Genomic DNA, 20857 nt, shown 5'->3' on the forward strand with positions numbered 1-20857 from the left:
GCGGGCGTCAGGCGGACCTGACGCCCGCCTGCGCGTCGCTCCAGCCCGGCGCGGCCGCGCTGCTCTCCAGCAAGCGGTCGACGATGGCCAGGATCTGCGCCGCGGCCTGCTCGATATGCCGCTCCAGCGCCGCGCCGGCGTCGTCCGCCCGCCCCTCGCGGCACAGCGCGATCAGCGCCATATGCTCATCGTGGGCCTGCTGACGAATGGGCGCGTTGACGATCTGGAAGCGGAAATAGCGTTCGGACTTTTCATGCAGCGCGCGGATCATGCCCAGCGCCGCCGGCCGCCGCGCCGCGCGGTACAGGTGTTCATGCAGCTGCCAGTTCAGCTGGCCCCACTGCCTGGGTTCGGCCGCGTCCATGCGCGCCACCACGTCCGAGGCCTGCGACAGATCGGTTTCTTCCAGCAGCGGAATCGCCTCGCGCAGGATCCAGGGTTCCAGCCGCAGCCGCAGCTCGAAGAACTCCTGCACTTCCGCGCGCGACAGCATCGTCACGAACGCGCCCCGGTGGGCGATGGTGTCGACCAGTCCCTCCGCGCTCAACAGGCGCAGCGCCTCGCGCACCGGGATGCGGCTGACGCCCAGCTCCTCGGCGAACAGTTCCTGGCGCAGCGGTTCGCCCGGCGGGATGTCGCCCGACAGGATGCGGTCCCGCAATACGTCGGCCACCAGTTCCGTCGTGGTCTTGCGCACGATGCGCTGAGGGTTGGCGTCGGACGGGGAAGAATGTCTGCTCACTGCGATAGCCTCTGCTGCAAGGGGCGGGCCAGCATGCCCTGGCCAGGCGACTTCGAACCGCAAGCCGCTTGCGGCGGACCTCGGCGGCACCCCAGGGTGGCGGCACGCCCGGAATGCGGACACTAGGGGAACCCCGCAGAGACAAGAACGCGCGGATCCCGCAAGCTAGTCACAGAATTATATTGGATCCAAAATCCCTGTCCGTTCCCGATAACGGTTCCAGATGATCCCGTGGCAGCATTTGGCGGGGTGGCACAGGAGATTTCATCGAGTGCAGGCATACCTCGCCGAATTGGATCCAATATAAAGTAACCACGATCCGTACCGAATTTCCGCCTGCTTTCTTCCCCATCGCCCAGGAGCGCACACATGGCCATCCAATGGAAAGGCGTTTTCCCCGCCGTCACCACCAAGCTGAAACCGGATTTCTCGCTGGACACCGACGCCATCCGCGCCGGGCTGGAACGCCTGATCGCCAATGGCGTCAGCGGCGTCGTGATGATGGGCATGGTGGGCGAGAACGCCCAGCTCGCGCCCGAGGAAAAGCTGACCGTGCTGCGCACCGCGCTGGACACGGTGCGCGGCCGCGTACCGGTCATCTCCGGGCTGGCGGAAACCAGCACGGCGCGCGCCGCCGCCTACGCCCGCGAAGCCGAGAAACTGGGCGTGGATGGCCTGATGGTGTTTCCCGGCCTGACCTATAAGTCCGACGCACGCGAGACGATCGCCTTCTACCGCAGCGTGGCGCAGGCCTCGCGCCTCGAGATCCTGCTCTACAACAACCCGCGCGGCTATGGCGTGGACCTGACGCCGGACGTGGTGGCCGAACTGCTGGAATCGCCCACCATCACCGCCATCAAGGAGGAGTCCTACGACACCACCCGCGTCACCGACCTGGTGTCGCGCTTCGGCGACCGCCTGGCCGTGGTCTGCGGCGTCGACGACCTGATCGTCGAGAGCGCGGCGCTGGGCGCGCGGGCCTGGGTGTCGGGCATGGCCAATGCCCTGCCCAGGGAATCAGTGCGACTCCTGGAACTGGCCGTGGCCGGCGACTTCGCGCAGGCGCGCAAGCTCTACGCCGCGCTGACGCCGCTCTTTCACCTGGATACCGTGGTCAAGCTGGTGCAGCACATCAAGCTGGCCGAGCACCTGATCACCGGCTCGGCCGAGACCGTGAAGCCGCCGCGCCTGGATCTGGCCGGCGAGGAGCGCGAGCGCACCATCGCCATCGTCAAGCGCACGCTGGAGGACCTGAAGGCGCTGGGCTGCTGAGGCCCGGCGCACCTACCCGAAGACCCCGCCGGCGCAAGCCGGCCCGCCGTCCGCCGGCGCCGCGGACGGCATTCGATGCAGCGAGATCGGCGCCCCAACCCTGCTCAAGGCCTCACCCGAATCCCATGAAACTGCTCAACCTGCTCCTGCTTTCCGCCGCCTGCTGCGGCGCCGCCGCCCAGGCCGCGGACAGCTATCCGACCAAGTCGATCGAACTGGTCGTGTCCTACCAGCCTGGCGGCGGCAGCGACAGCACGGCGCGCGCCATCGCCGACGCCGCGCGTCCGCTGATGCCCCAGTCCGTGGTCGTGCTGAACCGCCCCGGCGCCAGCGGCTCCATCGGCTGGTCTTATGTGGCCGGCTCCGACGACGGCTACCGCCTGATCCTGATGACGCCCGAAATGCTGGTCGTGCCGCTGATGGGCATCGGCAAGGTCACCGTCGGCGACTTCCAGCCAATCGCGCGCTTCACCGACGACCCGTCCTCGATCACCGTGCGCGCCGACGCGCCATGGCGGACCGCGCAGGAGTTCATCCAGTACGCGAAGGCCAATCCCGGCAAGGTCACGTTCTCCAACGCGGGCAACGGCACCATTCCTCACGTGGCCGCCGGCGCCTTCGCCGAGACGATCGGCGCACAGCTGGAACACATCCCCTACAACGGCTCCGCGCCGGCCATCATGGGCCTGCTGGCCGGCGACGTGCAAGCCACCACCGTGGCCTATGCAGAACTGCGCCAGTACGTTGAAAGCGGCAAGCTGCGCACGCTGGCGGTGATGTCGGAAAAACGCGTGGCCGGGCTGGACGCGCCGACCTTGAAGGAGCTGGGCCACGACCTGCAGTTCAGCGTGTGGCGCGGACTGGGCCTGCCCAAGAACGCGCCGCGAGAGGCGGTGGAGAAATGGCGCGCGGTGTCCAGAGAACTGGCCACTTCGCCCAAGTTCCAGGAAACCATGACCAAGCAGAACCTCACGCCGTCCTATGCCGACACGCCGGCCTTCATCGCCGACATCGAGCGGCAGAACCAGGCGGTCAAGACGCTGATGCCCAAGCTGAACCTGAAGCAATAGGCGCGTGAAGGCGCGGTCGGCGGCGGCGCCATTTGCCGCCGGCCCGCCGCGCGGGTATGTTTGAGGGCCCTCCCGCCGCCAGACGAGACCCCGCCGATGTCCTCATCCCCGCCCGCCGTGAACATCTCCGCCAACGCCAGCGACTGGCGCGGCCAGGCGCTGTCGAACTTCTGCCTGTCGCCCTTCGTGCTGGACGGCGCGCTGTACGCCTCCATCGAAGGCTTCATCCAGGGCATCAAGTTTCCCGAGGGTGATCCGGTCCGAGCGGCCGCGTTCCAGGCCAGCGGCTGGGACGCCAAGCGCCTGGGCGACGACGCCCGCCGCGATGCCGTGCACTGGCAAGGCGCGCGCATCGCCTATGGCTCGCCCGAACACCATCGCCTGATCGAACGCGCCATCCGCGCCCGCGTGTCGCAAAGCACCGGACTGCGCCAGGCGCTGGCGTCCACCGCGGGCGCGGCGATCGCGCATGAGACCGGCGCGCCCGAGTCGCCCGCCACCTCGCTGCCCGCGACGGTGTTCTGCCACATCCTGGAGACGCTGCGCGAGGACATCCTGGCGGGCACGCTGCGCGAGGAGGGCTGAAGCCGGCTTACCATCGGTAGCCCGCGTCCACCATGCCGCCGTAGCCGTGCTGGCCGCCCCGACCCTCATAGCCAAAAACGTGGCCGGCCACCAGCAGCCTGTGACTGATCCGCCCCTCGGCCCCCAGGGTCAATTCCAGGCGGTCGCGCGAGGACGCGGCGGCCAGCGTGTTGGGCCCCATCCGCACGGACGGCGTATTGAAGCGGTGCAGCCAATCCAGTTCCATGAACGGACGCACCGCCGGCGCGCCCGCAATGGCCGCGGGATACATGCGCACGCCGGCATGCGCGTCCCAGGCGCCGGGGTTGCCTTCGCCCATGCGGGTCCCCTGCAGCACGGCATCCTGCGCATCGTAGTGGCTGTAGACCAGCTGGACGTGCGGCTCGACAACGAGCGGCCCCAGCGGCGAGCGCTCGGCGAAAGGCTGGAGCGCATAGCCGGTTTCGGCCGAGGCGCTCCACACCGTGGAGTCATAGCGCGCCGACCCCAGTTCGCTGTCGATCCGGTTGTTGAAGCGGCCGTACTGCAGCCAACCGTCGGCATAGGCGCCCATGCGGCTGGCGTCATCCTGGTAGTACGTGCCATACACGCCCGCCGAATAGCCGGAGACCTTGCCGCGCGCCCGCGCCTGCGCCGTCGCGCCGCCCGGCAGCGCCAGGCTGGAGGTGGATGTGCTGCGCGCGCTGCCGTAGCCGCCCATGAGGCCCAGGTGCACCGCCCCCTTGCCGCCCAGCGGCGCGGTCAGCAGGTCCCCGCCCAGCTGCACGATCTGGCTGCTGCGCTCGATCCCGACACGACCTTCCGCCATGCGCAGTCCGCTGTCCTGGCGGCCCTGCACGCGCGTCCAGATACCACGATACGAGGCTCCGCCCTCGGCAGAGGCGTCCCTGGCCTCGCCGCAAGCGCCGCATGACGGCACGCGATCGTGCAGGCCATGGGTGAAGAACGCGGCGCTGGCCAATTGGTTGCCAATGTAGGCGCCGCTCTCGGGCGACACATTGCGCCAAGGCGCAGCGGCTGGCCGCGAGGCGGGCGCCTGCGGCTGGACGGCAAGCTGCGGCGTCATTTCCTGCCGCTGGGCGGGCGCCGGCGGCGCGGGCGTATAAGGCGCGGAGGTCAGATACCAGTCTGGCGCCGCGCCGCCCTGACCGCCGCGTACCAGGCTGTATTCGTAGCCGTTCACGGCCAGCGTGCCGGCGCTCTGGCGAAAGCCGGTCGAGCCCGCATCGAGCCGGAAGGCGTCCGGCGCCGTCGTGCCGCCATGGAGCGTCTGCACCACCCGGATGCCTTGCGTCGTCTGTGCTCCGCTTCCGCCGGCGTTGATGATGCGCAGCGAGGCGCGGCCCGTGGCCGAACCGCCATCGATCACCAGCCGGTCCGTAGGCGAGGCGTCATCGCCCAGCCGCGTATTCAGCACCAGTAACCCGCCATCGATGTACTGATTGACTGTCAGGGTCTTGAAGCCGCCCTTGGCGCCCGGCGCCACGAACGCGACCGTGCCGGCGTTGTCCAGCACCGCCAGCGAGGAATCGGCGCGCACGTTCCAGACGCTGGACGCATCCAGCGCCAGACGGTTGACGCGGCCGCCGCCGCGCTCGATCAGCGCGCCAGTCAGCACCGAGCCGCGTCCGAGCGTGATATCCGCGCTGCCGCTTTCGATCAGCACGTCGCCGTGCAGCCGGGAAGCCGCGGCGTTCAGCTGGATGCGCCCTGTTGCGATATCAGGACTCGTGGCGCTGCCGCTGGGCGTACGCAGGTCGATGGCATCGCCAGAGGACTGCGAGCGCAGCAGCAGCCCACCATCGACCGCGCCGCCAGCGCGCGCGGTGATGTCGGAGCTATCCAGCGTGAACACGTGATCGCCGCCCGCGGCCAGCAGCGCCTCGCCATCCTGAGTATCGACGCGGCTGCCGCGGGACAGCGTGATGCTGCTGCGACTGCCCGCCACGGAGGCGTAACTGGCAATGCCGCGTGCGCGCGCGCCCGTGACGGCAATCTGGGTATTGCTCAGATCCAACACGCCGGTGTCCACGACCTCCGCGCCGGCGGTGCCCGGCGCTTCCGTAACGATGCGGCTGTCGGCGGCCGAAATTCGCGCGCCCTCCCTCATGGCAAGCAGACCGCTGGCATAGGTGCCATGCGTCAGGATGGAGGAATTGATCAGCTCGACCCTGGCATCGGCGCCGTTCGCCAGGGCCCCTATCCCGCCATTGCCGAAGGTCTCGACGGCTACCCCCGTGACATCGATACGCGCGGGACCATTGGAAGAATTGGCATTCAGCCCGAGACCATCGTTGTCGTGGACGGTCACCGTGCTATCCCGCAACGTGGCCGCGCCACCCTGGACGACGACCCCGCCCCCCGGAGCGTTCGGCGCTCCGGAATCGCTGACGATGGTGATATTGCTGCCGGTCACGCTGTTGTCGCGACCCCGCACAAGAATCGCCGGCCCCAGTCCACCGTGGAGGATGCTTTCACCCGGCAGGAGCACGCGATGGCGATCAGGCGAACGGTCATTCACGATGACCATCACCTCGTTGCCGCGACTGACAAGGGGCAAGGTGACAAGCACTGCGCCGAGCAGCCCCGGCATGAGGAAAGGCGAATATCTGGACATGAAGGATTCCTGGTCGTGGCGGACTCTTGCACGCCCACCACTCAAGCCTGCCAGGCATTCTGAGGATGCGGCCGCGTCCGCAACGGCCTTTGTGTTGCGCTAAGCGACACGATTCCAGTATTTCTAGCCCAGGAATATCAGACAGTTCTGAAACACTTGGGCCCGTCCGCGCACCTGGGCCGCTCCGCTGCGTCCAACCGCCCGCCCCGCTATCCCTCGCCCTCCTTGAGGCGCGATGTGAGCATTTCCTTGCCTGCTACGATGACGGGAAGATCGGCCCCCCGGAACCGGAACTTGATCCATCCCGTTGTTCCCTCGCCCTGAGCTTCATTGCCTCGTCTGCTTCCCGGGCCAGTCGAAAATCCTTGATCAGCTGGAAAATGGTCTGTTCGTTGGCGTTGACGGAACCGCCCTTCCCGTTATCCGACGACATGCCTTGCAGGTCCTTGGAGAAACTCCGGAACTTCTCCATTTCCTTGTTCAGCTTTCTTTTCAGCGCGCCGCTTTTCGTCTCGTCATCGTTGGCGTCTATGTTTTTCGTCAGCGCTTGCTCCACCCGTTTGGTGCTTTTCAGCTCTTCGATGATGAGTGCGCTGGCCAGGACTCGCAACTCCGACTTCCTGTCCTCGGACACAATCGTCTCCAGCTTCAAGTCGGCCAGCGCCTTCGTCACCGCCTTTCCGACGGGCTCGTTCAACCGCTGGTGGAATTGCTTGTTGTCGTCCTCGCCAAGGTCATTGTTGTTTTCATCTCTCGGCAGGGCGTTGCCCACGTCTATCGCCAGCGCTTCGTCCCCGCCGACATCTTCAAGCGCTTCATGCACGACGCGCTCCACGACATGCGCGTACAACAGGACCGATACAGAAGGCGTATCGAACAGCGCCTTGCATTGCGCTTCCAGCGCATTCTCGAACTTGTCAATGCTGCGCGTACCACGGCTGGACACGACTCTCACCAAGCCATCCAGGCCTGCGCCGATGCCAACCAGGGTAGTTGCCCAGGCCGCCCACCCCTCCCAGCTTTCAGGCTCCGTCAAGCGGTACGCGCCGATGACGGCGCCCGTGCCCGCCGACAGGGTGGCAAGAACCGGCACGATGATTTCGTGCAGTTGCCGATGCAGGCCGGCGTTGTGGTTCATGGCCGCCAGGCCGGCCAACAGATCCTTGCGAATATCCAGAACTTGCCCAAGCCATCGCTCGATCTGGACGGGATCATCCTTCTTCGGCGCATTGCCGGACTCATCCGCGAATTCCGTGAGCTTCTGCGACAGACGGCCCAAATCGTTGAACAGCTTGTCGCTCAATTGCCTGAAGGAAGCGCGGCGGAGGGAACGGAGGTCTCCTGGCCGGCCTAACCAACTGTTCCTTTTGTCATACAGCTTTGTCGCCGCGCGTCCCAGTTCGCGGACCTTGGACTGGTCGTCCTCGTTGACGCGGCCGAGAAAGCAGACTTTATGGAGCCTCAGCGTCCCGTTCGCATGCTTCGAGACCCTGCCCTGCGGCGCGATAACGACCCTGAATTGCTGCCCGCCCACGCTGAAACGACCGTGACCGACAGGCCCCGTGCCGTCCGTGCCTGTCGGGATGCTTGGCGGGAGTCCGCCCAGGGGAATGGAAACGCTTTCCATGAACACGTATCCGGATCTTGACTGTTGAATAAGGAACAGGAAATCCGGCAAGGTTCCAGCGTCATGACCTTTCCGCGTCATGGCATGACGCTGGCTCAGGAAGAAAGCAGACGCAAAAAAGCCGGCACGCTTGCGCGATGCCGGCTCTTGCCGATGATGTCGGGTACATCACCGAGAATTCGACCACATCAGTGGTCGGGGCGAGAGGATTCGAACCTCCGACTCCTGCGTCCCGAACGCAGTACTCTACCAGGCTGAGCTACGCCCCGATTTTGGCAAGTCCCACACTTCAGACTTGCGCACTTGCTCTTACTACCAACTTGCTTCACTACGGCAGGTTCGGCATCACTGCCTCACCGCTTTTTTCGCTAGCGATCTCTGTTCACCGCGAAAGCGCAGAATTCTAACAGAGATTTTTGGAAAACGGAAATGGGGTAGTTCGACAGGGCATTGCGGGCCAGTTCGGCCTCGGCTTCGGCGGCCTGCATCGCGTGCTCCAGCGCGTCGGTGGCCTGGATGGCGGCGGCCACGGCGGCGAAGTCGGCGTCGCCCGTCTTGATGGCATCGCGGATCAGTTGCTGCTGCTCGGGCGTGCCCACTTCCATGACACGGATCAGCGGCAGCGTGGGCTTGCCTTCGCGCAGGTCGTCGCCCACGTTCTTGCCCAGCGCCGCGGCGTCGCCGCGATAGTCCAACACGTCGTCGACCAGCTGGAAGGCAGTGCCGACGTGGCGGCCGTAGGCGGCCGCGGCGGCTTCCTGCTCGGGCGTGGCGCCGGCCAGCACCGCGCCGACCTGGGCGGCGGCCTCGAACAGCTTGGCGGTCTTGTAGCGCACCACCTGCAGGTAGCGTTCCTGCGACACGTCGGGGTCGTGCACGTTCAGCAGCTGCAGCACCTCACCCTCGGCGATCACCGTGGTGGCCTCGGACAGGATGCTCATGATGCGCATCGAACCGGCCTCGACCATCATCTCGAACGAGCGCGAATACAGGTAGTCGCCCACCAGCACGCTGGCGGCGTTGCCGAACACGGCGTTGGCGGTGTCGCGGCCACGGCGCAGGTCGGACTCGTCGACCACGTCGTCATGCAGCAGCGTGGCGGTGTGGATGAACTCCACCACGGCGGCCAGCAGCTGGTGATGGGTGCCTTCATAGCCCAGCGCGCGCGCCACCATCAGCACCATGGCAGGACGCATGCGCTTGCCGCCGGCGCCGATGATGTAGTCGCCGATCGTGCGGATCAGGACCACCTCGGAATTCAGCCGGCTGCGGATAACCGCATCGACGGCCTTCATATCGTCTGCAATGGGAGCGATGAGCGCGGGGAGATTCAAGACGTATCCGGATTGTGAAGCGAGCCGCGTGGCGGACTCTTACCGCAAGGGCCCCGTCCGGCAGGCGGTCGGGGAGGATTCGACCGGGGATTATACGGGCTGGCCAAAACAGGGACGCGTCTTGTCCGTCCCTGGCCGCTCCCTGGACGGCGCCCGCGCGTATTGTCTTGTTGGCCGGCCCCGCCGCCATGCCTGGCCCGCCCAGCGCCCCCCCTGTTCCAGCAATCCCGATCGCGGCTCGCATACCGTCGCGTGACATGCGTGCCACGCCGGCCCGCGCGATCGCCCTGCGCCGCGCCCCGACCTCAGCCCGTGGCGGCCCCCGCCAGCAGCCCCCGCCGCGCCAGGCTCGCGTACAGCGCCCGCAAGCCGAAGTCCCAGGGAGGAATGGCGGTGCACTCGCCCACCTCGTTGACCAGCGCGCCCAGCGGGCCGGAGGCGATCTCGACGCGGTCGCCCATCGCGTGGGTGAAGCCGCTGCCCGGCCCGTGCCGGTCCTGCGTGGGCGAGAACATGGTGCCCAGGAACAGCATGCAGCCGTCCGGGTACTGATGGTGCGCGCCCAGGGTCTGGCGCACCAGGTCCAGCGGGTCGCGGCTGATCTGGCTCATCAGATTCACGCCGGCCAGCGAGAAGCCGTCGGGCCCGTCGATGCGCAGCGCCACCTCGGCGGCGCGCACGCTGTCCAGGGTGAAATCGGCGTCGAACAGCCGGATGAAGGGGCCGATGGCGCAGGAGCCGTTGTTGTCCTTGGCGCGGGTCAACAGCAGCGCGCTGCGCCCTTCCACGTCGCGCAGGTTGACGTCGTTGCCCAGCGTCGCGCCCACGATCTGGCCGCGGCTGTCCACGGCCAGCACCAGCTCGGGCTCGGGGTTGTTCCAACGTGACTCGGGCAGCACGCCGATGCGGGCGCCATAGCCGACCGAGGCCATGGGCGGCGCCTTGGAGAAGACCTCGGCGTCCGGGCCGATGCCCACTTCCAGGTATTGCGACCACTGGCCGCGCGCCACCAGCGCTTCCTTCAGCGCCATGGCCTCGGCCGAGCCGGGCCGCAACCGCGACAGGTCCGAGCCGATCAGGCCCTGCAGGCGTTCGCGGATCGCCTCGGCCTGGCCGGCATCGCCGCCCGCCTCTTCCTCGATCAGGCGTTCCAGCAGGCTGACGGCGAAGGTGACGCCGGCGGCCTTCACCGGTTGCAGGTCGCAAGGCGCCAGCAGGCGGGCCGGGCCGCCGGCCAGACTGGACGCCAGCCAGTCGCGCACGTCGCCCAGCGGCTCGCCGGGCGCGAGCCGCGCCAGCTCGACGCGGTCGGGCCGCTCCAGCAGGTCGGCCATGGTCGGCGCCACGGCGGTGATGTCGAACATCCGGCCGCCGCGCACCGCCACCACGCAGGGGCCGTCCTGCGGCGCCTGGCGCCAGACACGGCCGACCAGCAAAGCGCGGTCCAGGTCGGCGGGCAGGTGATGATCGGGAATAGTGGGAGCAGCCATGCGGGTTCCTTGGGTCCGAGTTTCGTCCGGAGTTGGTCCGGTCCCAGGCGCGATGCGCCAGGGACTGCGTCCGAGTCTAGGAGCGGCTTGCCATAACGTCCAATATGCTAGATTTCTGTTCAACCTATTGGACATTCATGCCTGACACCGCCGACGTTCCCGCCATCCGCCGCGCCCACGACATCCTCAGGACGCTGGCCGCGCAACCCGGCCCGGTGAAGGCCGCCGAATTGATGCGCGCCTGCAACCTGCCCCGCAGCTCGCTGTACCTGCTGCTGGACAGCCTGGAGCGGCGCCGCTGGATCGAGCGCCGCGAGGGCGGCTACATCGTCGGCATCGAGCTGATGGCGCTGGGCGCGGCCTACCTGCGCCACGACAGCCTGCAGACCGCCTTCCACCGGGTGGCGGCGGAATTCGTGGCGCGCTGCAACGAGGTGGTGCAACTGGCGGCGCTGGACGGTTTCGAGGTGGTCTACCTGGCGCGCGAGGACGCGCGCCGGCCGGTGCGGCTGGTGTCGGATCTGGGGCTGCGGCTGCCGGCGCACGCCTGCGCGCTGGGCAAGGCCATGCTGGCCGGGCTGGATCCGGCCGAGTTGGACGCGCGCCTGCCCGCCAAGCTGGCCCGAGTCACCGAACGCACGCTGGCCACGCCCGAGGCGCTGCGCCGCGAACTGGAAGAGGTGCGCCGCGACGGCCTGGCCCAGGACCGCGAGGAGGTCACGGCAGGCCTGGTCTGCTTTGCCGCCTATGTGGGCGTGACGCCGCTGGGCAAGCGGCTGGCCGTCAGCACGTCCATTCCCTCTGACCGGCTCGATAATGCCCACCGGCAGGCCGCCATCGCCGGCATCCGTCAGGTGGCGCGCGAGCTGGCGAAGCTGACCGCCGCCCTGCCGTGAGGCCGGCGCGCCACAGCTAAACCCTTAGCCCGCAAGCGCTTTTTGACTTTCCATGGCAGGCGGGCTAATATCCCGGATTCGGCTATTTCCTAATGGCCGAATTACGTCGGCACGTTCCGCAGCCCAAGCCCAGCCTGGATCGATCATCAGATCAGGTAGCGTCCCGTCAAAACCCAGTAGTCAGGGCGGACGGCAAGAGCGAAGGCGCCGCCACTTTGCTGCATGCCATGCGCCAAGCATGTGTGTCAGCGAAGCCGGCAGTCGGACAGGCCTTTTTACCTATTTAAGGAACACCCCATGTACGCGGTCGTAAAAACCGGCGGCAAGCAATATCGCGTTGCTGCTGGCGAAAAACTCAAGATAGAACAGATACCGGCTGACATTGGGCAAGAAATCACCCTGGACCAAGTGCTGTCCGTGGGCGAAGGCGACCAGCTGAAAGTTGGTACGCCTCTCGTCGCCGGCGCCGTGGTCAAGGCAACGGTTCTTGCGCAAGGCCGCCACGACAAGGTCAAGATCTTCAAGATGCGCCGTCGCAAGCACTATCAGAAGCATCAGGGCCACCGTCAGAACTACACCGAAATCCGCATCGAAGCCATCACGGCCTGAGAAGCGACTCGGTACCACATTAGCAGGAGCTAAACATGGCACAGAAAAAGGGCGGCGGCTCTACGCGGAACGGACGCGACTCAGAATCGAAGCGTCTGGGCGTCAAGGCATTCGGCGGTGAACTCATCCCCGCCGGTTCGATCATCGTGCGTCAGCGCGGCACGCGCTTCCACGCTGGCGTGAACGTCGGCATGGGCAAGGACCACACCCTGTTCGCGCTGATCGACGGCAAGGTTCAATTCGGCTTCAAGGGCGCGTTGAACAAGCAAACCGTTTCGATCGTCGCCGCCGAGTAATTCGGCCAGGCACGCTCTGCGACGCGGCCCGGCCGCGTCGACGAACGGCGAAAGCCCTGCCGCATGCGGCGGGGCTTTTTTATCGCCGGCCCATTTCGGGCAGAATGGTTGATGGCCCGGCCATGAACCACCCGGCTGCCGCCCTTATCGGCGCAGTCCCACACATACTTCACGCGCAGACATCATGAAATTCGTAGACGAAGCCACCATCGAAGTCGTCGCCGGCAAAGGCGGCAATGGCGTGGCGAGCTTTCGCCGCGAAAAGTTCATCCCCAAGGGCGGCCCGGACGGCGGCGACGGCGGACGCGGCGGCACCATCTTCGCCGTGGCCGATCGCAACATCAACACGCTGATCGACTTCCGCTACGCGCGCCTGCATCGCGCCAAGAACGGCGAGAACGGCCGCGGCTCGGACCAGTACGGCGCGGCCGCCCCCGACATCACGCTGCGCGTGCCCGTCGGCACCGTCATCCATGACGCCGAGACCGGCGAAGTCCTGTTCGACCTGAACCGCCACGAGCAGAAGGTCGTGCTGGCGGCCGGCGGCCAGGGCGGCATGGGCAACATCCACTTCAAGTCCAGCGTCAACCGCGCGCCGCGTCAGTGGACGCCCGGCAAGGAAGGCGAGCACCGCTACCTGCGCATGGAACTGAAGGTGCTGGCCGACGTGGGCCTGCTGGGCCTGCCGAACGCCGGCAAGTCCACGCTGATCACCCGCATCTCGAACGCCAAGCCCAAGATCGCCGACTACCCCTTCACCACGCTGCATCCGAACCTGGGCGTGGTGCGCACCTCGCCGTCGCGCAGCTTCGTGGTGGCGGACATTCCCGGCCTGATCGAAGGCGCCTCGGAAGGCGCCGGCCTGGGCCACCTGTTCCTGCGGCACCTGGCGCGCACGCGCGTGCTGCTGCACCTGGTGGACGTGTCCACGCCCGATCCCGACGCCGATCCGGTCGAGCAGGCCGTGATCGACGCCCGCGCCATCGTCGAGGAACTGCGTCGCTACGATCCCGAACTGGCCGACAAGCCGCGCTGGCTGGTGCTGAACAAGCTGGACATGGTGGCCGATCCCGAGGACACCAAGCAGCGCTTCCTCAAGCTCTACGACTGGACCGGCCCGGTGTTCGGCATCTCCGGCCTGTCGGGCGAAGGCACGCAGGACCTGATCTACGCGCTGCAGGACTACCTGGACGCCGAGCGCGAAAAGGAACAGCTGGCGCAGGACCAGGCCGACGGCACCTACGTGGCCGAAGACCCGCGCTTCGACGACACGCGCTCGGACGCCGCGCCCAAGGGCGGCCAGACCGGCGGCGACGAATAAGCCATAATCGCAGCTTCATCCGATTACGCCTCTTCGCGCCGCAGTCCGCCCTGATCATGTCTGCCGAATCAACCGCCGTATCCGTCGTCTCCAACGCCCAGCGCATCGTCGCCAAGGTGGGCTCGTCGCTCGTCACCAACGAAGGCCGCGGCCTGGACCGTGCCGCCGTGGCCCACTGGGCCGCGCAGATCGCCGCGCTGCGCAAGCAAGGCCGGCAGGTGGTGCTGGTGTCCAGCGGCGCGATCGCGGAAGGCATGGCGCGACTGGGCTGGCGCAAGCGTCCGTCGGTGATGCACGAGTTGCAGGCCGCCGCCGCCGTGGGCCAGATGGGCCTGTGCCAGGCGTATGAGGCCGCCTTCGCGGAACACGGCCTGCGCACCGCGCAGATCCTGCTCACCCACGAAGACCTGGCCGACCGCCACCGCTACCTGAACGCCCGCAGCACGCTGTTCGCGCTGCTGCGCCTGGGCGTGGTGCCCATCGTCAACGAGAACGACACCGTCGTCACCGACGAGATCCGGCTGGGCGACAACGATACGCTGGGCGCGCTGGTCACCAACCTGATCGAAGCCGACACACTGGTCATCCTGACCGACCAGCGCGGCCTGTACGATTCGGACCCGCGCAAGAACCCCGACGCAAAGTTCATCTCGCACGCGCAAGCGGGCGACGCCGCGCTGGAAGCCATGGCCGGCGGCGCCGGCAGCGGCATCGGCACCGGCGGCATGCTGACCAAGGTGCTGGCGGCCAAGCGCGCCGCGCACAGCGGCGCGCATACCGTGATCGCCTCGGGCCGCGAGCGCGACGTGCTGACCCGCCTGGCGCAAGGCGAGTGCATCGGCAGCGAGCTGCAGGCGGCGCTGCCGGTGTGGTCGGCGCGCAAGCAATGGCTGGCCGATCACCTGCGCCTGCGCGGCCGCGTGACGCTGGACGACGGCGCCGTGCAGGCCCTGCTGCGCGAAGGCAAGAGCCTGCTGCCCATCGGCGTGACCGCCGTCGACGGCGAGTTCGGCCGCGGCGACGTGGTCGCCTGCGTCGACAGCGAGGGCCGCGAATGCGCGCGCGGCCTGATCAACTACTCGGCCGCCGACACCCGGCGCATCCTGCGCCAGCCTTCATCGCAGATTGCCCGCATCCTGGGCAGCATGACCGAACCCGAGCTCATGCATCGGGATAATCTGGTCGTCCTGTAGCGTCCGCGCCCGCCTGCCCTCCCCGCGCCAGCAGGATGTAGCCCCACCCCCGCACCGCCAATACCGGCAGGTCGATATCGAGCCGCCGCGCCTTGCTGCGCAGACGCGAGACCAGCACGTCCACGCGGCGCACGCTGTCCCGCTCGACGGCGGCGTTGCGCGGCAGGAAACGCTCGCGTCGCAGGCAGTGGTCCGGCGCATTGAGCAGACGCACCAGGAAGGCGCGCTCGGTCGCGGTGAGCGGCAGCCGCTCGCCCGCCGGCCCCGCCAGCACGCGCGCGTGCATGTCCACGCGCCAGGCCGGCGCGGGACGCCCAGCGCCCTGTAGCCGCCGGCACAGCGTGCGCAGCAGCGCATCCCATTCGGCCATGCTCATGTCCGGCGCCGGACAAGCGTCCGCGCCCGCGTCCATGGCCGCGATGCGGGCCTGTGCGCAGGCGTCGGCGTCCTGCCAGGCCAGCGCCGCGCCCGGCGCGGCCCGGCGCGCGGCGGCGATAGACAGCGAAGGATCATCGTAGCGATCGCGCAGCACGATCGCGTCCGTCACCTGCCCGGACAGGCGTTCGAGCAGCGCGTTCACCGATGCGAAGCAATGGACGCGCCAGCGCAACTCACGCAGATTCTTGGCGAAATGATTACCCGCAATTTCATCGGATTGCACGACAAAGACGGTGCCTCTGTGCCACATGATCAACCCCTAACAGGCATATTACCTAAGTGATACTTATAGCCACCAAGGTAAATTCGTGGCAAGCTTCAATCGCGCTGTGAAGACATTTTCAGACCGACTGAAGCACGCACGTCTCCTTCGCGGCTACACGCAAGAGGAGCTGGCGCGGCTTGCCCGAATCTCGCAAAGTGCAATCGGCAGCTACGAAAGCAGCCTGCGCCAATCGAGCCGTTCGGCGCGCAAGCTGGCCCAGGTGCTGAAAGTCGAACTCGAGTGGCTGGAAACCGGCAAGGGCTCGATGGAGTTGCCGCTGGACGGCTACGATCTCAGCAACACGCTGCCGCCGGCGAACGTGGCCGAACCGGCGCAGCGCGCGGGTCGCAAGCCGCGCCCGCAAGCGCCATGGCCCTTTCCGAATATTTCTCCGTCGCACTTCGACGCGTTGACGCAGGACGAACGGAACATGCTGGAAGCGCTGGTGCAGACCTACATCGAAACCGCGCAGGCGCGTCGCAGCCTGAAGCCACGCCGCAAACAAAACTAGCAGCGCCGCCCTTCCCGCTGGCGCAACAGCACAAAGCCCCCTTTGCAGGGGGCTTTGTGCTTAACGGCGGACGCGGTTGCATCCCGCGCGGCCGGCCAGGCGTGCCGGACTCAGGGCTTGGCCGCCGGCGCCGTGACAGGCGCGGTGGCCGGCGAGCCACCCGCCGCGGGCGCGGACGAATCGCCACGGATGCGGGAAGCGATGTCGGCGGCCGCCTTCGCCGACGGCACGCCAAACGCCAGCACGCCGCGATTCAGCGGCTCGCCGATGCGCGGCGCGGCGATCAGCTCGCGGTCCAGCACCAGGACCAGCATGTTGCCTACGTTCTTGCTGCTGATGTCGTTGAGCTTGCGCGCGCCCGATTCCGAGAAGCGCAGGCCGACGAAGTTGTTGCCTTCGCGGTCCACCAACTGGGCGGCCTCGGTCAGGTCGGCGCGCGTCAGCACGGGTTGCTGTTCCATGTAGAGCTTGCCGTCGGGCAGCGTGACTTCCGTCAGGCCCGGGCCGGCCTGGGTCCTGGCCACATAGAACTCCACCACGGAAGCCGTGGCCGAGGGCGACTGCTGTTGCTGTTGTTGCTGGCCCGTCTGGGGCGTCGCGGCGGCATCGCCGGCATTCTTGGTCGGCGCGGTCTTGCAACCCGCAAGCGCCAGGGTCAGGACCATCAAGGCGGGCGCCATGTTGCGCAGGGTCAGTTGCATGCTCGTTTCCTTCTTTGAGTAGTCTTCAGACCGGACGGCGGACGTTGCCCGCCGCAATTGACGAAAAAAGTGTACAGAACCTGATTGCCCCTGTCTCGGCAGTCTGATTCCAAATGTAAACCAGTAATACCACGCGTCGACCGCCCGCATCTTGCGCCGCAGCATCGACCACTTTGGCGGCCGGCCCCCGGCAGGCTCTATACTTCGCTTTCGCGCAGGGGTACTCGTCCCGCCCGCAGGGCGCCGACGTGTTGAGAGAGTCCCTTCGTACCAGTACGGATAATGCCGATGCTGGGAGCCGTATTTCCGCCACGCCATCGCGCGCGGCGGGGATTCATTCCCGATCGGCTCCAAACCATTCGCTTGGAGCTTTCCATGAACGCCAATCCCAAATTCCTGGCCGCCACCGCAGAAGTGGACTCGGCCGCCGTCGCGCCGCTGCCCAAATCGCGCAAGGTGTACGAGACCGGCTCGCGGCCCGACATCCGCGTGCCGTTCCGCGAGATCGAGCAGGCCGACACGCCCACCATGTTCGGCGGCGAGAAGAACCCGCCGCTGACGGTCTACGATTGCAGCGGCCCCTACACCGACCCGGACGCCAAGATCGACATCCGCCGCGGCCTGCCCGAGCTGCGCCGCGCCTGGATCGAAGAGCGCGGCGACACCGAGCTGCTGGCCGGCCCGACCAGCGACTACGGCAAGGAACGCCTGACCGATCCCAAGCTGACGGCCATGCGCTTCGACCTGCGCCGTCCGCCGCGCCGCGCCAAGTCGGGCGCCAACGTCACCCAGATGCACTACGCGCGCCGCGGCATCATCACGCCGGAAATGGAATTCGTGGCCATCCGCGAAAACCTGCGCCGCGAGCAGTACCTGGAAACGCTGCGCGCCAGCGGTCCGGATGGCGAGAAGATGGTCAAGCGCCTGCTGCGCCAGCATCCGGGCCAGTCCTTCGGCGCGTCCATCCCGTCGGCCATCACGCCCGAGTTCGTGCGCGACGAGATCGCGCGCGGCCGCGCCATCATCCCGGCCAACATCAACCACCCGGAAATCGAGCCGATGGCCATCGGCCGCAACTTCCTGGTGAAGATCAACGCCAACATCGGCAACTCGGCCGTCAGCTCCGGCATCGGCGAGGAAGTCGAGAAGATGACCTGGGCCATCCGCTGGGGCGGCGACACGGTCATGGATCTGTCCACCGGCAAGCACATCCATGAAACGCGCGAGTGGATCATCCGCAACTCGCCCGTGCCGATCGGCACCGTGCCGATCTACCAGGCGCTGGAAAAGGTCGACGGCAAGGCCGAGGAACTGACCTGGGAGATCTTCCGCGACACGCTGATCGAGCAGGCCGAACAAGGCGTGGACTACTTCACCATCCACGCCGGCGTGCGCCTGCCGTTCATTCCGATGACGGCGGACCGGATGACGGGCATCGTCTCGCGCGGCGGCTCGATCATGGCCAAGTGGTGCCTGGCGCATCACAAGGAGAGCTTCCTGTACGAGCGCTTCGACGAGATCTGCGAAATCATGAAGGCCTACGACGTCAGCTTCTCGCTGGGCGACGGCCTGCGCCCGGGCTCGGGCTACGACGCCAACGACGAGGCGCAGTTCGCCGAGCTGAAGACGCTGGGCGAGCTGACCCAGGTGGCCTGGAAGCACGACGTGCAGGTCATGATCGAAGGCCCCGGCCACGTGCCGATGCAGATGATCAAGGAAAACATGGAGCTGCAGCTGGAACACTGCCACGAGGCGCCGTTCTACACGCTGGGCCCGCTGACCACCGACATCGCGCCGGGCTACGACCACATCACGTCCGGCATCGGCGCCGCGCTGATCGGCTGGTACGGCACCGCCATGCTCTGTTATGTGACGCCCAAGGAGCACCTGGGCCTGCCGAACAAGAAGGACGTGAAGGACGGCATCATCACGTACAAGATCGCGGCGCACGCGGCCGACCTGGCCAAGGGCCATCCGGGCGCGGCCATCCGCGACAACGCGCTGTCCAAGGCGCGCTTCGAGTTCCGCTGGGACGACCAGTTCAACCTGGGCCTGGATCCGGACACGGCGAAGGAGTTCCACGACGAGACCTTGCCCAAGGACTCGATGAAGGTGGCGCACTTCTGCTCCATGTGCGGCCCGCATTTCTGCTCGATGAAGATCACGCAGGACGTGCGTGACTACGCCGCGTCGCAGGGCGTGAGCGAGAAGGACGCGCTGGAAAAGGGCATGCAGGAAAAGTCCATCGAGTTCGTGAAGAAGGGCGCCGAGGTCTATCACCGGCAATAAGCGCCGGGCGGACCGCCACGCCTGACAGAAAAAACCGCGCCGCCCCTTGCAGGGCGGCGCGGTTTTTTTGTCGCCGGACGGCGCCGGGCGCTCTCATCTTGAGACGGCCGGCTCGGGCGAACGAGCGCGACGAGATGCCAGAAACGCGGCCTGGCGACGCTAGCGGGCGGCCGCCTACAGCAGCTTGCCCGGATTCATGATGCCCGCCGGGTCCACCAGGCGTTTGATCTCGCGCATCAGCCGCAGCTCCAGCGGATCCTTGCTGTGCAGGAAGTGATCGCGCTTGAGCTGGCCGATGCCGTGCTCGGCGCTGATGCTGCCACCGTATCGGTTGACCTCGTCCAGCACCGCGTCGGTGATGGCCGCGCCCTGCGTGGCGGCCCAGTCGCGCGGCGCGCCGGCCGGGCGCGACAGGTTGTAGTGCAGATTGCCGTCGCCGAAGTGGCCGAAGATGAAGGGGCGGATGCCGGAGAACTGCGCCTGCAACCGGGCCTGGGCCGAGGCCATGAAGTCCGGGATGCGCTCGATGGGCAGGGACACGTCGTGCTTCAGGTGCGGGCCATCGGCGCGCTGCGCCTCGGAGATTTCCTCGCGCAGCTTCCACAGCCCTTGCAGCTGGGCCAGCGAGGCCGACACCACCGCGTCCAGGCACAGCTCGTCTTCCAGCGCCTGGCCGATCACGCTTTCCAGCAGGGCGTTCAGCGCGGCATCGTCGGCCGAGTCGGCCAGCTCCACCAGCACATAGGCGGGGTAACGCTGGCCGAAGGGTTCCTGCACGCCTTCGGCGTGCGTCAGCACCAGGTCCAGGCAATCGCCCGAGAAATACTCGAAGGCCTGCAGGCGCGCGCCGCACTTCGCGTACAACAGCTCGAACAGGCGCAGCGCCTGGGCCGGCGACTCCACCGCCGCCAGCACCACCGAGCGCACGTCGGCGCGCGGGAACAGGCGCAGCGCCACGGCGGTGATCACGCCCAACGTGCCCTCGGAGCCGATCAGGAGCTGCTTGAGGTCGTAGCCGGTGTTGTCCTTGCGCAGCGTGCGCAGGCCGTGGAACACCTCGCCCGTGGGCAGCACGGCTTCCAGGCCCAGCACCAGCTCGCGCGCCATGCCGTAGCGCACCACGTTCACGCCGCCGGCGTTGGTGGCGACGTTGCCGCCGATCTGGCTGGAGTCCTCGGCCGCCAGGCTCAGCGGCAGCAGCCGGCCGGCGTCCTGCGCCGCGCGGCGCAGGTTGCCCAGGATGCAGCCGGCCTCGGCCACCAGGGTGTTGGCGATGGTGTCGATGCCGCGCACCGCGTTCATGCGATCCAGGCTCAGCACCACGTTGGCCGCGCCCTGGTCGGGCGTGGCGCCGCCGCACAGGCCGGTATTGCCGCCGCGCGGCACCACCGGCACGCCGGCCTGCTGGCACAGCGCCAGGCAGGTGGCGACCTCTTCGGTGCGGCGCGGGCGCACCACTGCCTGGGCGCGGCCGTTGTACAGGCCGCGCCAGTCGGACAGCCAGGGCGCGATGTCCTGTTCAGCGGTGGCGACGGTGTCGGGGCCCAGGGCCTGGACCAGGCGTTGGGCGAAATCGGTTGAGCTCATGAGGAGTGCCTGGA

18 protein-coding genes and 1 tRNA gene are annotated in these 20857 nt (G+C 67.4%); 10 read left to right on the forward strand and 9 right to left on the reverse strand.

Annotated features, from left to right (window positions below; translation table 11 throughout):
• Positions 1 to 7: 7 nt before the first annotated feature.
• Complete coding sequence (locus C2U31_RS02565; RefSeq protein ID WP_233772618.1) at positions 8 to 742, reverse strand: GntR family transcriptional regulator; 735 nt, start codon at positions 740 to 742, stop codon at positions 8 to 10.
• Positions 743 to 1111: 369 nt separating this feature from the next.
• Here C2U31_RS02565 and C2U31_RS02570 point away from each other — a divergent pair, with 369 nt between their 5' ends.
• The 3 genes from C2U31_RS02570 (at position 1112) to C2U31_RS02580 (ending at position 3669) form a co-directional block, all read left to right on the forward strand.
• Positions 1112 to 2014: a dihydrodipicolinate synthase family protein gene (locus tag C2U31_RS02570; RefSeq protein ID WP_103271408.1), complete on the forward strand. Its 903-nt coding sequence runs from the start codon at positions 1112 to 1114 to the stop codon at positions 2012 to 2014.
• A 125-nt stretch (positions 2015 to 2139) separates the two neighbouring features.
• A complete protein-coding gene (locus C2U31_RS02575; protein WP_103271409.1) occupies positions 2140 to 3084 on the forward strand; it encodes a tripartite tricarboxylate transporter substrate binding protein in 945 nt (314 codons plus the stop codon).
• A gap of 96 nt (positions 3085 to 3180) precedes the next feature.
• A complete protein-coding gene (locus tag C2U31_RS02580) occupies positions 3181 to 3669 on the forward strand; it encodes a hypothetical protein (protein WP_103271410.1) in 489 nt (162 codons plus the stop codon).
• 7 nt (positions 3670 to 3676) lie between these two features.
• On the opposite strand, the gene C2U31_RS02585 is transcribed toward C2U31_RS02580, so the two are convergent.
• From C2U31_RS02585 to C2U31_RS02605, 5 genes are all read right to left on the reverse strand, one after another.
• On the reverse strand, positions 3677 to 6286 hold the full coding sequence (locus tag C2U31_RS02585; protein WP_103271411.1) for an autotransporter outer membrane beta-barrel domain-containing protein: 2610 nt from the start codon (positions 6284 to 6286) through the stop codon (positions 3677 to 3679).
• A 256-nt stretch (positions 6287 to 6542) separates the two neighbouring features.
• Positions 6543 to 7913, reverse strand: coding sequence for a hypothetical protein (locus C2U31_RS02590; protein ID WP_158658292.1), 1371 nt, complete (start codon positions 7911 to 7913; stop codon positions 6543 to 6545).
• A gap of 192 nt (positions 7914 to 8105) precedes the next feature.
• A tRNA-Pro gene (locus tag C2U31_RS02595) sits at positions 8106 to 8182 on the reverse strand.
• 99 nt (positions 8183 to 8281) lie between these two features.
• Complete coding sequence (gene ispB / locus C2U31_RS02600; protein WP_103271413.1) at positions 8282 to 9247, reverse strand: octaprenyl diphosphate synthase; 966 nt, start codon at positions 9245 to 9247, stop codon at positions 8282 to 8284.
• Positions 9248 to 9552: 305 nt separating this feature from the next.
• On the reverse strand, positions 9553 to 10737 hold the full coding sequence (locus C2U31_RS02605; protein ID WP_103271414.1) for a fumarylacetoacetate hydrolase family protein: 1185 nt from the start codon (positions 10735 to 10737) through the stop codon (positions 9553 to 9555).
• Between the two features lie 137 nt (positions 10738 to 10874).
• Here C2U31_RS02605 and C2U31_RS02610 point away from each other — a divergent pair, with 137 nt between their 5' ends.
• The 5 genes from C2U31_RS02610 to proB all read left to right on the forward strand — a co-directional run bounded on the left by C2U31_RS02610 (position 10875) and on the right by proB (position 15052).
• On the forward strand, positions 10875 to 11633 hold the full coding sequence (locus tag C2U31_RS02610) for an IclR family transcriptional regulator (protein ID WP_103271415.1): 759 nt from the start codon (positions 10875 to 10877) through the stop codon (positions 11631 to 11633).
• A gap of 297 nt (positions 11634 to 11930) precedes the next feature.
• Positions 11931 to 12242 carry a 50S ribosomal protein L21 gene (gene rplU / locus C2U31_RS02615; RefSeq protein WP_103271416.1) on the forward strand — a complete coding sequence of 104 codons (312 nt, stop codon included), beginning with the start codon at positions 11931 to 11933 and terminating at the stop codon, positions 12240 to 12242.
• 35 nt (positions 12243 to 12277) lie between these two features.
• Positions 12278 to 12538: a 50S ribosomal protein L27 gene (gene rpmA / locus C2U31_RS02620; RefSeq protein WP_006216229.1), complete on the forward strand. Its 261-nt coding sequence runs from the start codon at positions 12278 to 12280 to the stop codon at positions 12536 to 12538.
• A 184-nt stretch (positions 12539 to 12722) separates the two neighbouring features.
• Positions 12723 to 13859 carry a GTPase ObgE gene (gene obgE / locus C2U31_RS02625; RefSeq protein ID WP_103271417.1) on the forward strand — a complete coding sequence of 379 codons (1137 nt, stop codon included), beginning with the start codon at positions 12723 to 12725 and terminating at the stop codon, positions 13857 to 13859.
• 56 nt (positions 13860 to 13915) lie between these two features.
• Positions 13916 to 15052, forward strand: coding sequence for a glutamate 5-kinase (gene proB / locus C2U31_RS02630; protein WP_103271418.1), 1137 nt, complete (start codon positions 13916 to 13918; stop codon positions 15050 to 15052).
• Here proB and C2U31_RS02635 read toward each other — a convergent pair.
• Positions 15021 to 15740, reverse strand: coding sequence for a winged helix-turn-helix domain-containing protein (locus C2U31_RS02635; protein ID WP_103276229.1), 720 nt, complete (start codon positions 15738 to 15740; stop codon positions 15021 to 15023). The genes proB and C2U31_RS02635 overlap by 32 nt on opposite strands.
• Positions 15741 to 15798: 58 nt before the next feature.
• Here C2U31_RS02635 and C2U31_RS02640 point away from each other — a divergent pair, with 58 nt between their 5' ends.
• The gene (locus C2U31_RS02640) at positions 15799 to 16266 is read left to right on the forward strand and encodes a helix-turn-helix transcriptional regulator (protein WP_369869731.1); all 468 of its coding nucleotides are present in this window, start codon (positions 15799 to 15801) and stop codon (positions 16264 to 16266) included.
• Positions 16267 to 16376: 110 nt separating this feature from the next.
• Here C2U31_RS02640 and C2U31_RS02645 read toward each other — a convergent pair whose 3' ends face one another.
• Positions 16377 to 16967: a preprotein translocase subunit SecD gene (locus C2U31_RS02645; RefSeq protein ID WP_103271419.1), complete on the reverse strand. Its 591-nt coding sequence runs from the start codon at positions 16965 to 16967 to the stop codon at positions 16377 to 16379.
• A gap of 375 nt (positions 16968 to 17342) precedes the next feature.
• Here C2U31_RS02645 and thiC point away from each other — a divergent pair, with 375 nt between their 5' ends.
• A complete protein-coding gene (gene thiC / locus C2U31_RS02650; protein ID WP_103271420.1) occupies positions 17343 to 19256 on the forward strand; it encodes a phosphomethylpyrimidine synthase ThiC in 1914 nt (637 codons plus the stop codon).
• Positions 19257 to 19430: 174 nt separating this feature from the next.
• Here the strand turns inward: thiC and C2U31_RS02655 are convergent, their stop codons facing one another.
• On the reverse strand, positions 19431 to 20843 hold the full coding sequence (locus C2U31_RS02655) for an FAD-binding oxidoreductase (RefSeq protein ID WP_103271421.1): 1413 nt from the start codon (positions 20841 to 20843) through the stop codon (positions 19431 to 19433).
• Positions 20844 to 20857 lie beyond the last annotated feature (14 nt).

The organism is Achromobacter sp. AONIH1, assembly GCF_002902905.1.
Lineage (GTDB): Bacteria > Pseudomonadota > Gammaproteobacteria > Burkholderiales > Burkholderiaceae_B > Achromobacter.

Bases quoted from the DNA above. Each gene is read 5' to 3' on its own strand.
- C2U31_RS02570 (WP_103271408.1), top strand. From the start codon at position 1,112: ATGGCCATCCAATGGAAAGGCGTTTTCCCCGCCGTCACCACCAAGCTG.
- C2U31_RS02575 (WP_103271409.1), top strand. From the start codon at position 2,140: ATGAAACTGCTCAACCTGCTCCTGCTTTCCGCCGCCTGCTGCGGCGCC.
- C2U31_RS02580 (WP_103271410.1), top strand. From the start codon at position 3,181: ATGTCCTCATCCCCGCCCGCCGTGAACATCTCCGCCAACGCCAGCGAC.
- C2U31_RS02585 (WP_103271411.1), bottom strand. From the start codon at position 6,286: ATGTCCAGATATTCGCCTTTCCTCATGCCGGGGCTGCTCGGCGCAGTG.
- C2U31_RS02590 (WP_158658292.1), bottom strand. From the start codon at position 7,913: ATGGAAAGCGTTTCCATTCCCCTGGGCGGACTCCCGCCAAGCATCCCG.
- C2U31_RS02605 (WP_103271414.1), bottom strand. From the start codon at position 10,737: ATGGCTGCTCCCACTATTCCCGATCATCACCTGCCCGCCGACCTGGAC.
- C2U31_RS02610 (WP_103271415.1), top strand. From the start codon at position 10,875: ATGCCTGACACCGCCGACGTTCCCGCCATCCGCCGCGCCCACGACATC.
- rplU (WP_103271416.1), top strand. From the start codon at position 11,931: ATGTACGCGGTCGTAAAAACCGGCGGCAAGCAATATCGCGTTGCTGCT.
- rpmA (WP_006216229.1), top strand. From the start codon at position 12,278: ATGGCACAGAAAAAGGGCGGCGGCTCTACGCGGAACGGACGCGACTCA.
- obgE (WP_103271417.1), top strand. From the start codon at position 12,723: ATGAAATTCGTAGACGAAGCCACCATCGAAGTCGTCGCCGGCAAAGGC.
- proB (WP_103271418.1), top strand. From the start codon at position 13,916: ATGTCTGCCGAATCAACCGCCGTATCCGTCGTCTCCAACGCCCAGCGC.
- C2U31_RS02635 (WP_103276229.1), bottom strand. From the start codon at position 15,740: ATGTGGCACAGAGGCACCGTCTTTGTCGTGCAATCCGATGAAATTGCG.
- C2U31_RS02645 (WP_103271419.1), bottom strand. From the start codon at position 16,967: ATGCAACTGACCCTGCGCAACATGGCGCCCGCCTTGATGGTCCTGACC.
- thiC (WP_103271420.1), top strand. From the start codon at position 17,343: ATGAACGCCAATCCCAAATTCCTGGCCGCCACCGCAGAAGTGGACTCG.
- C2U31_RS02655 (WP_103271421.1), bottom strand. From the start codon at position 20,843: ATGAGCTCAACCGATTTCGCCCAACGCCTGGTCCAGGCCCTGGGCCCC.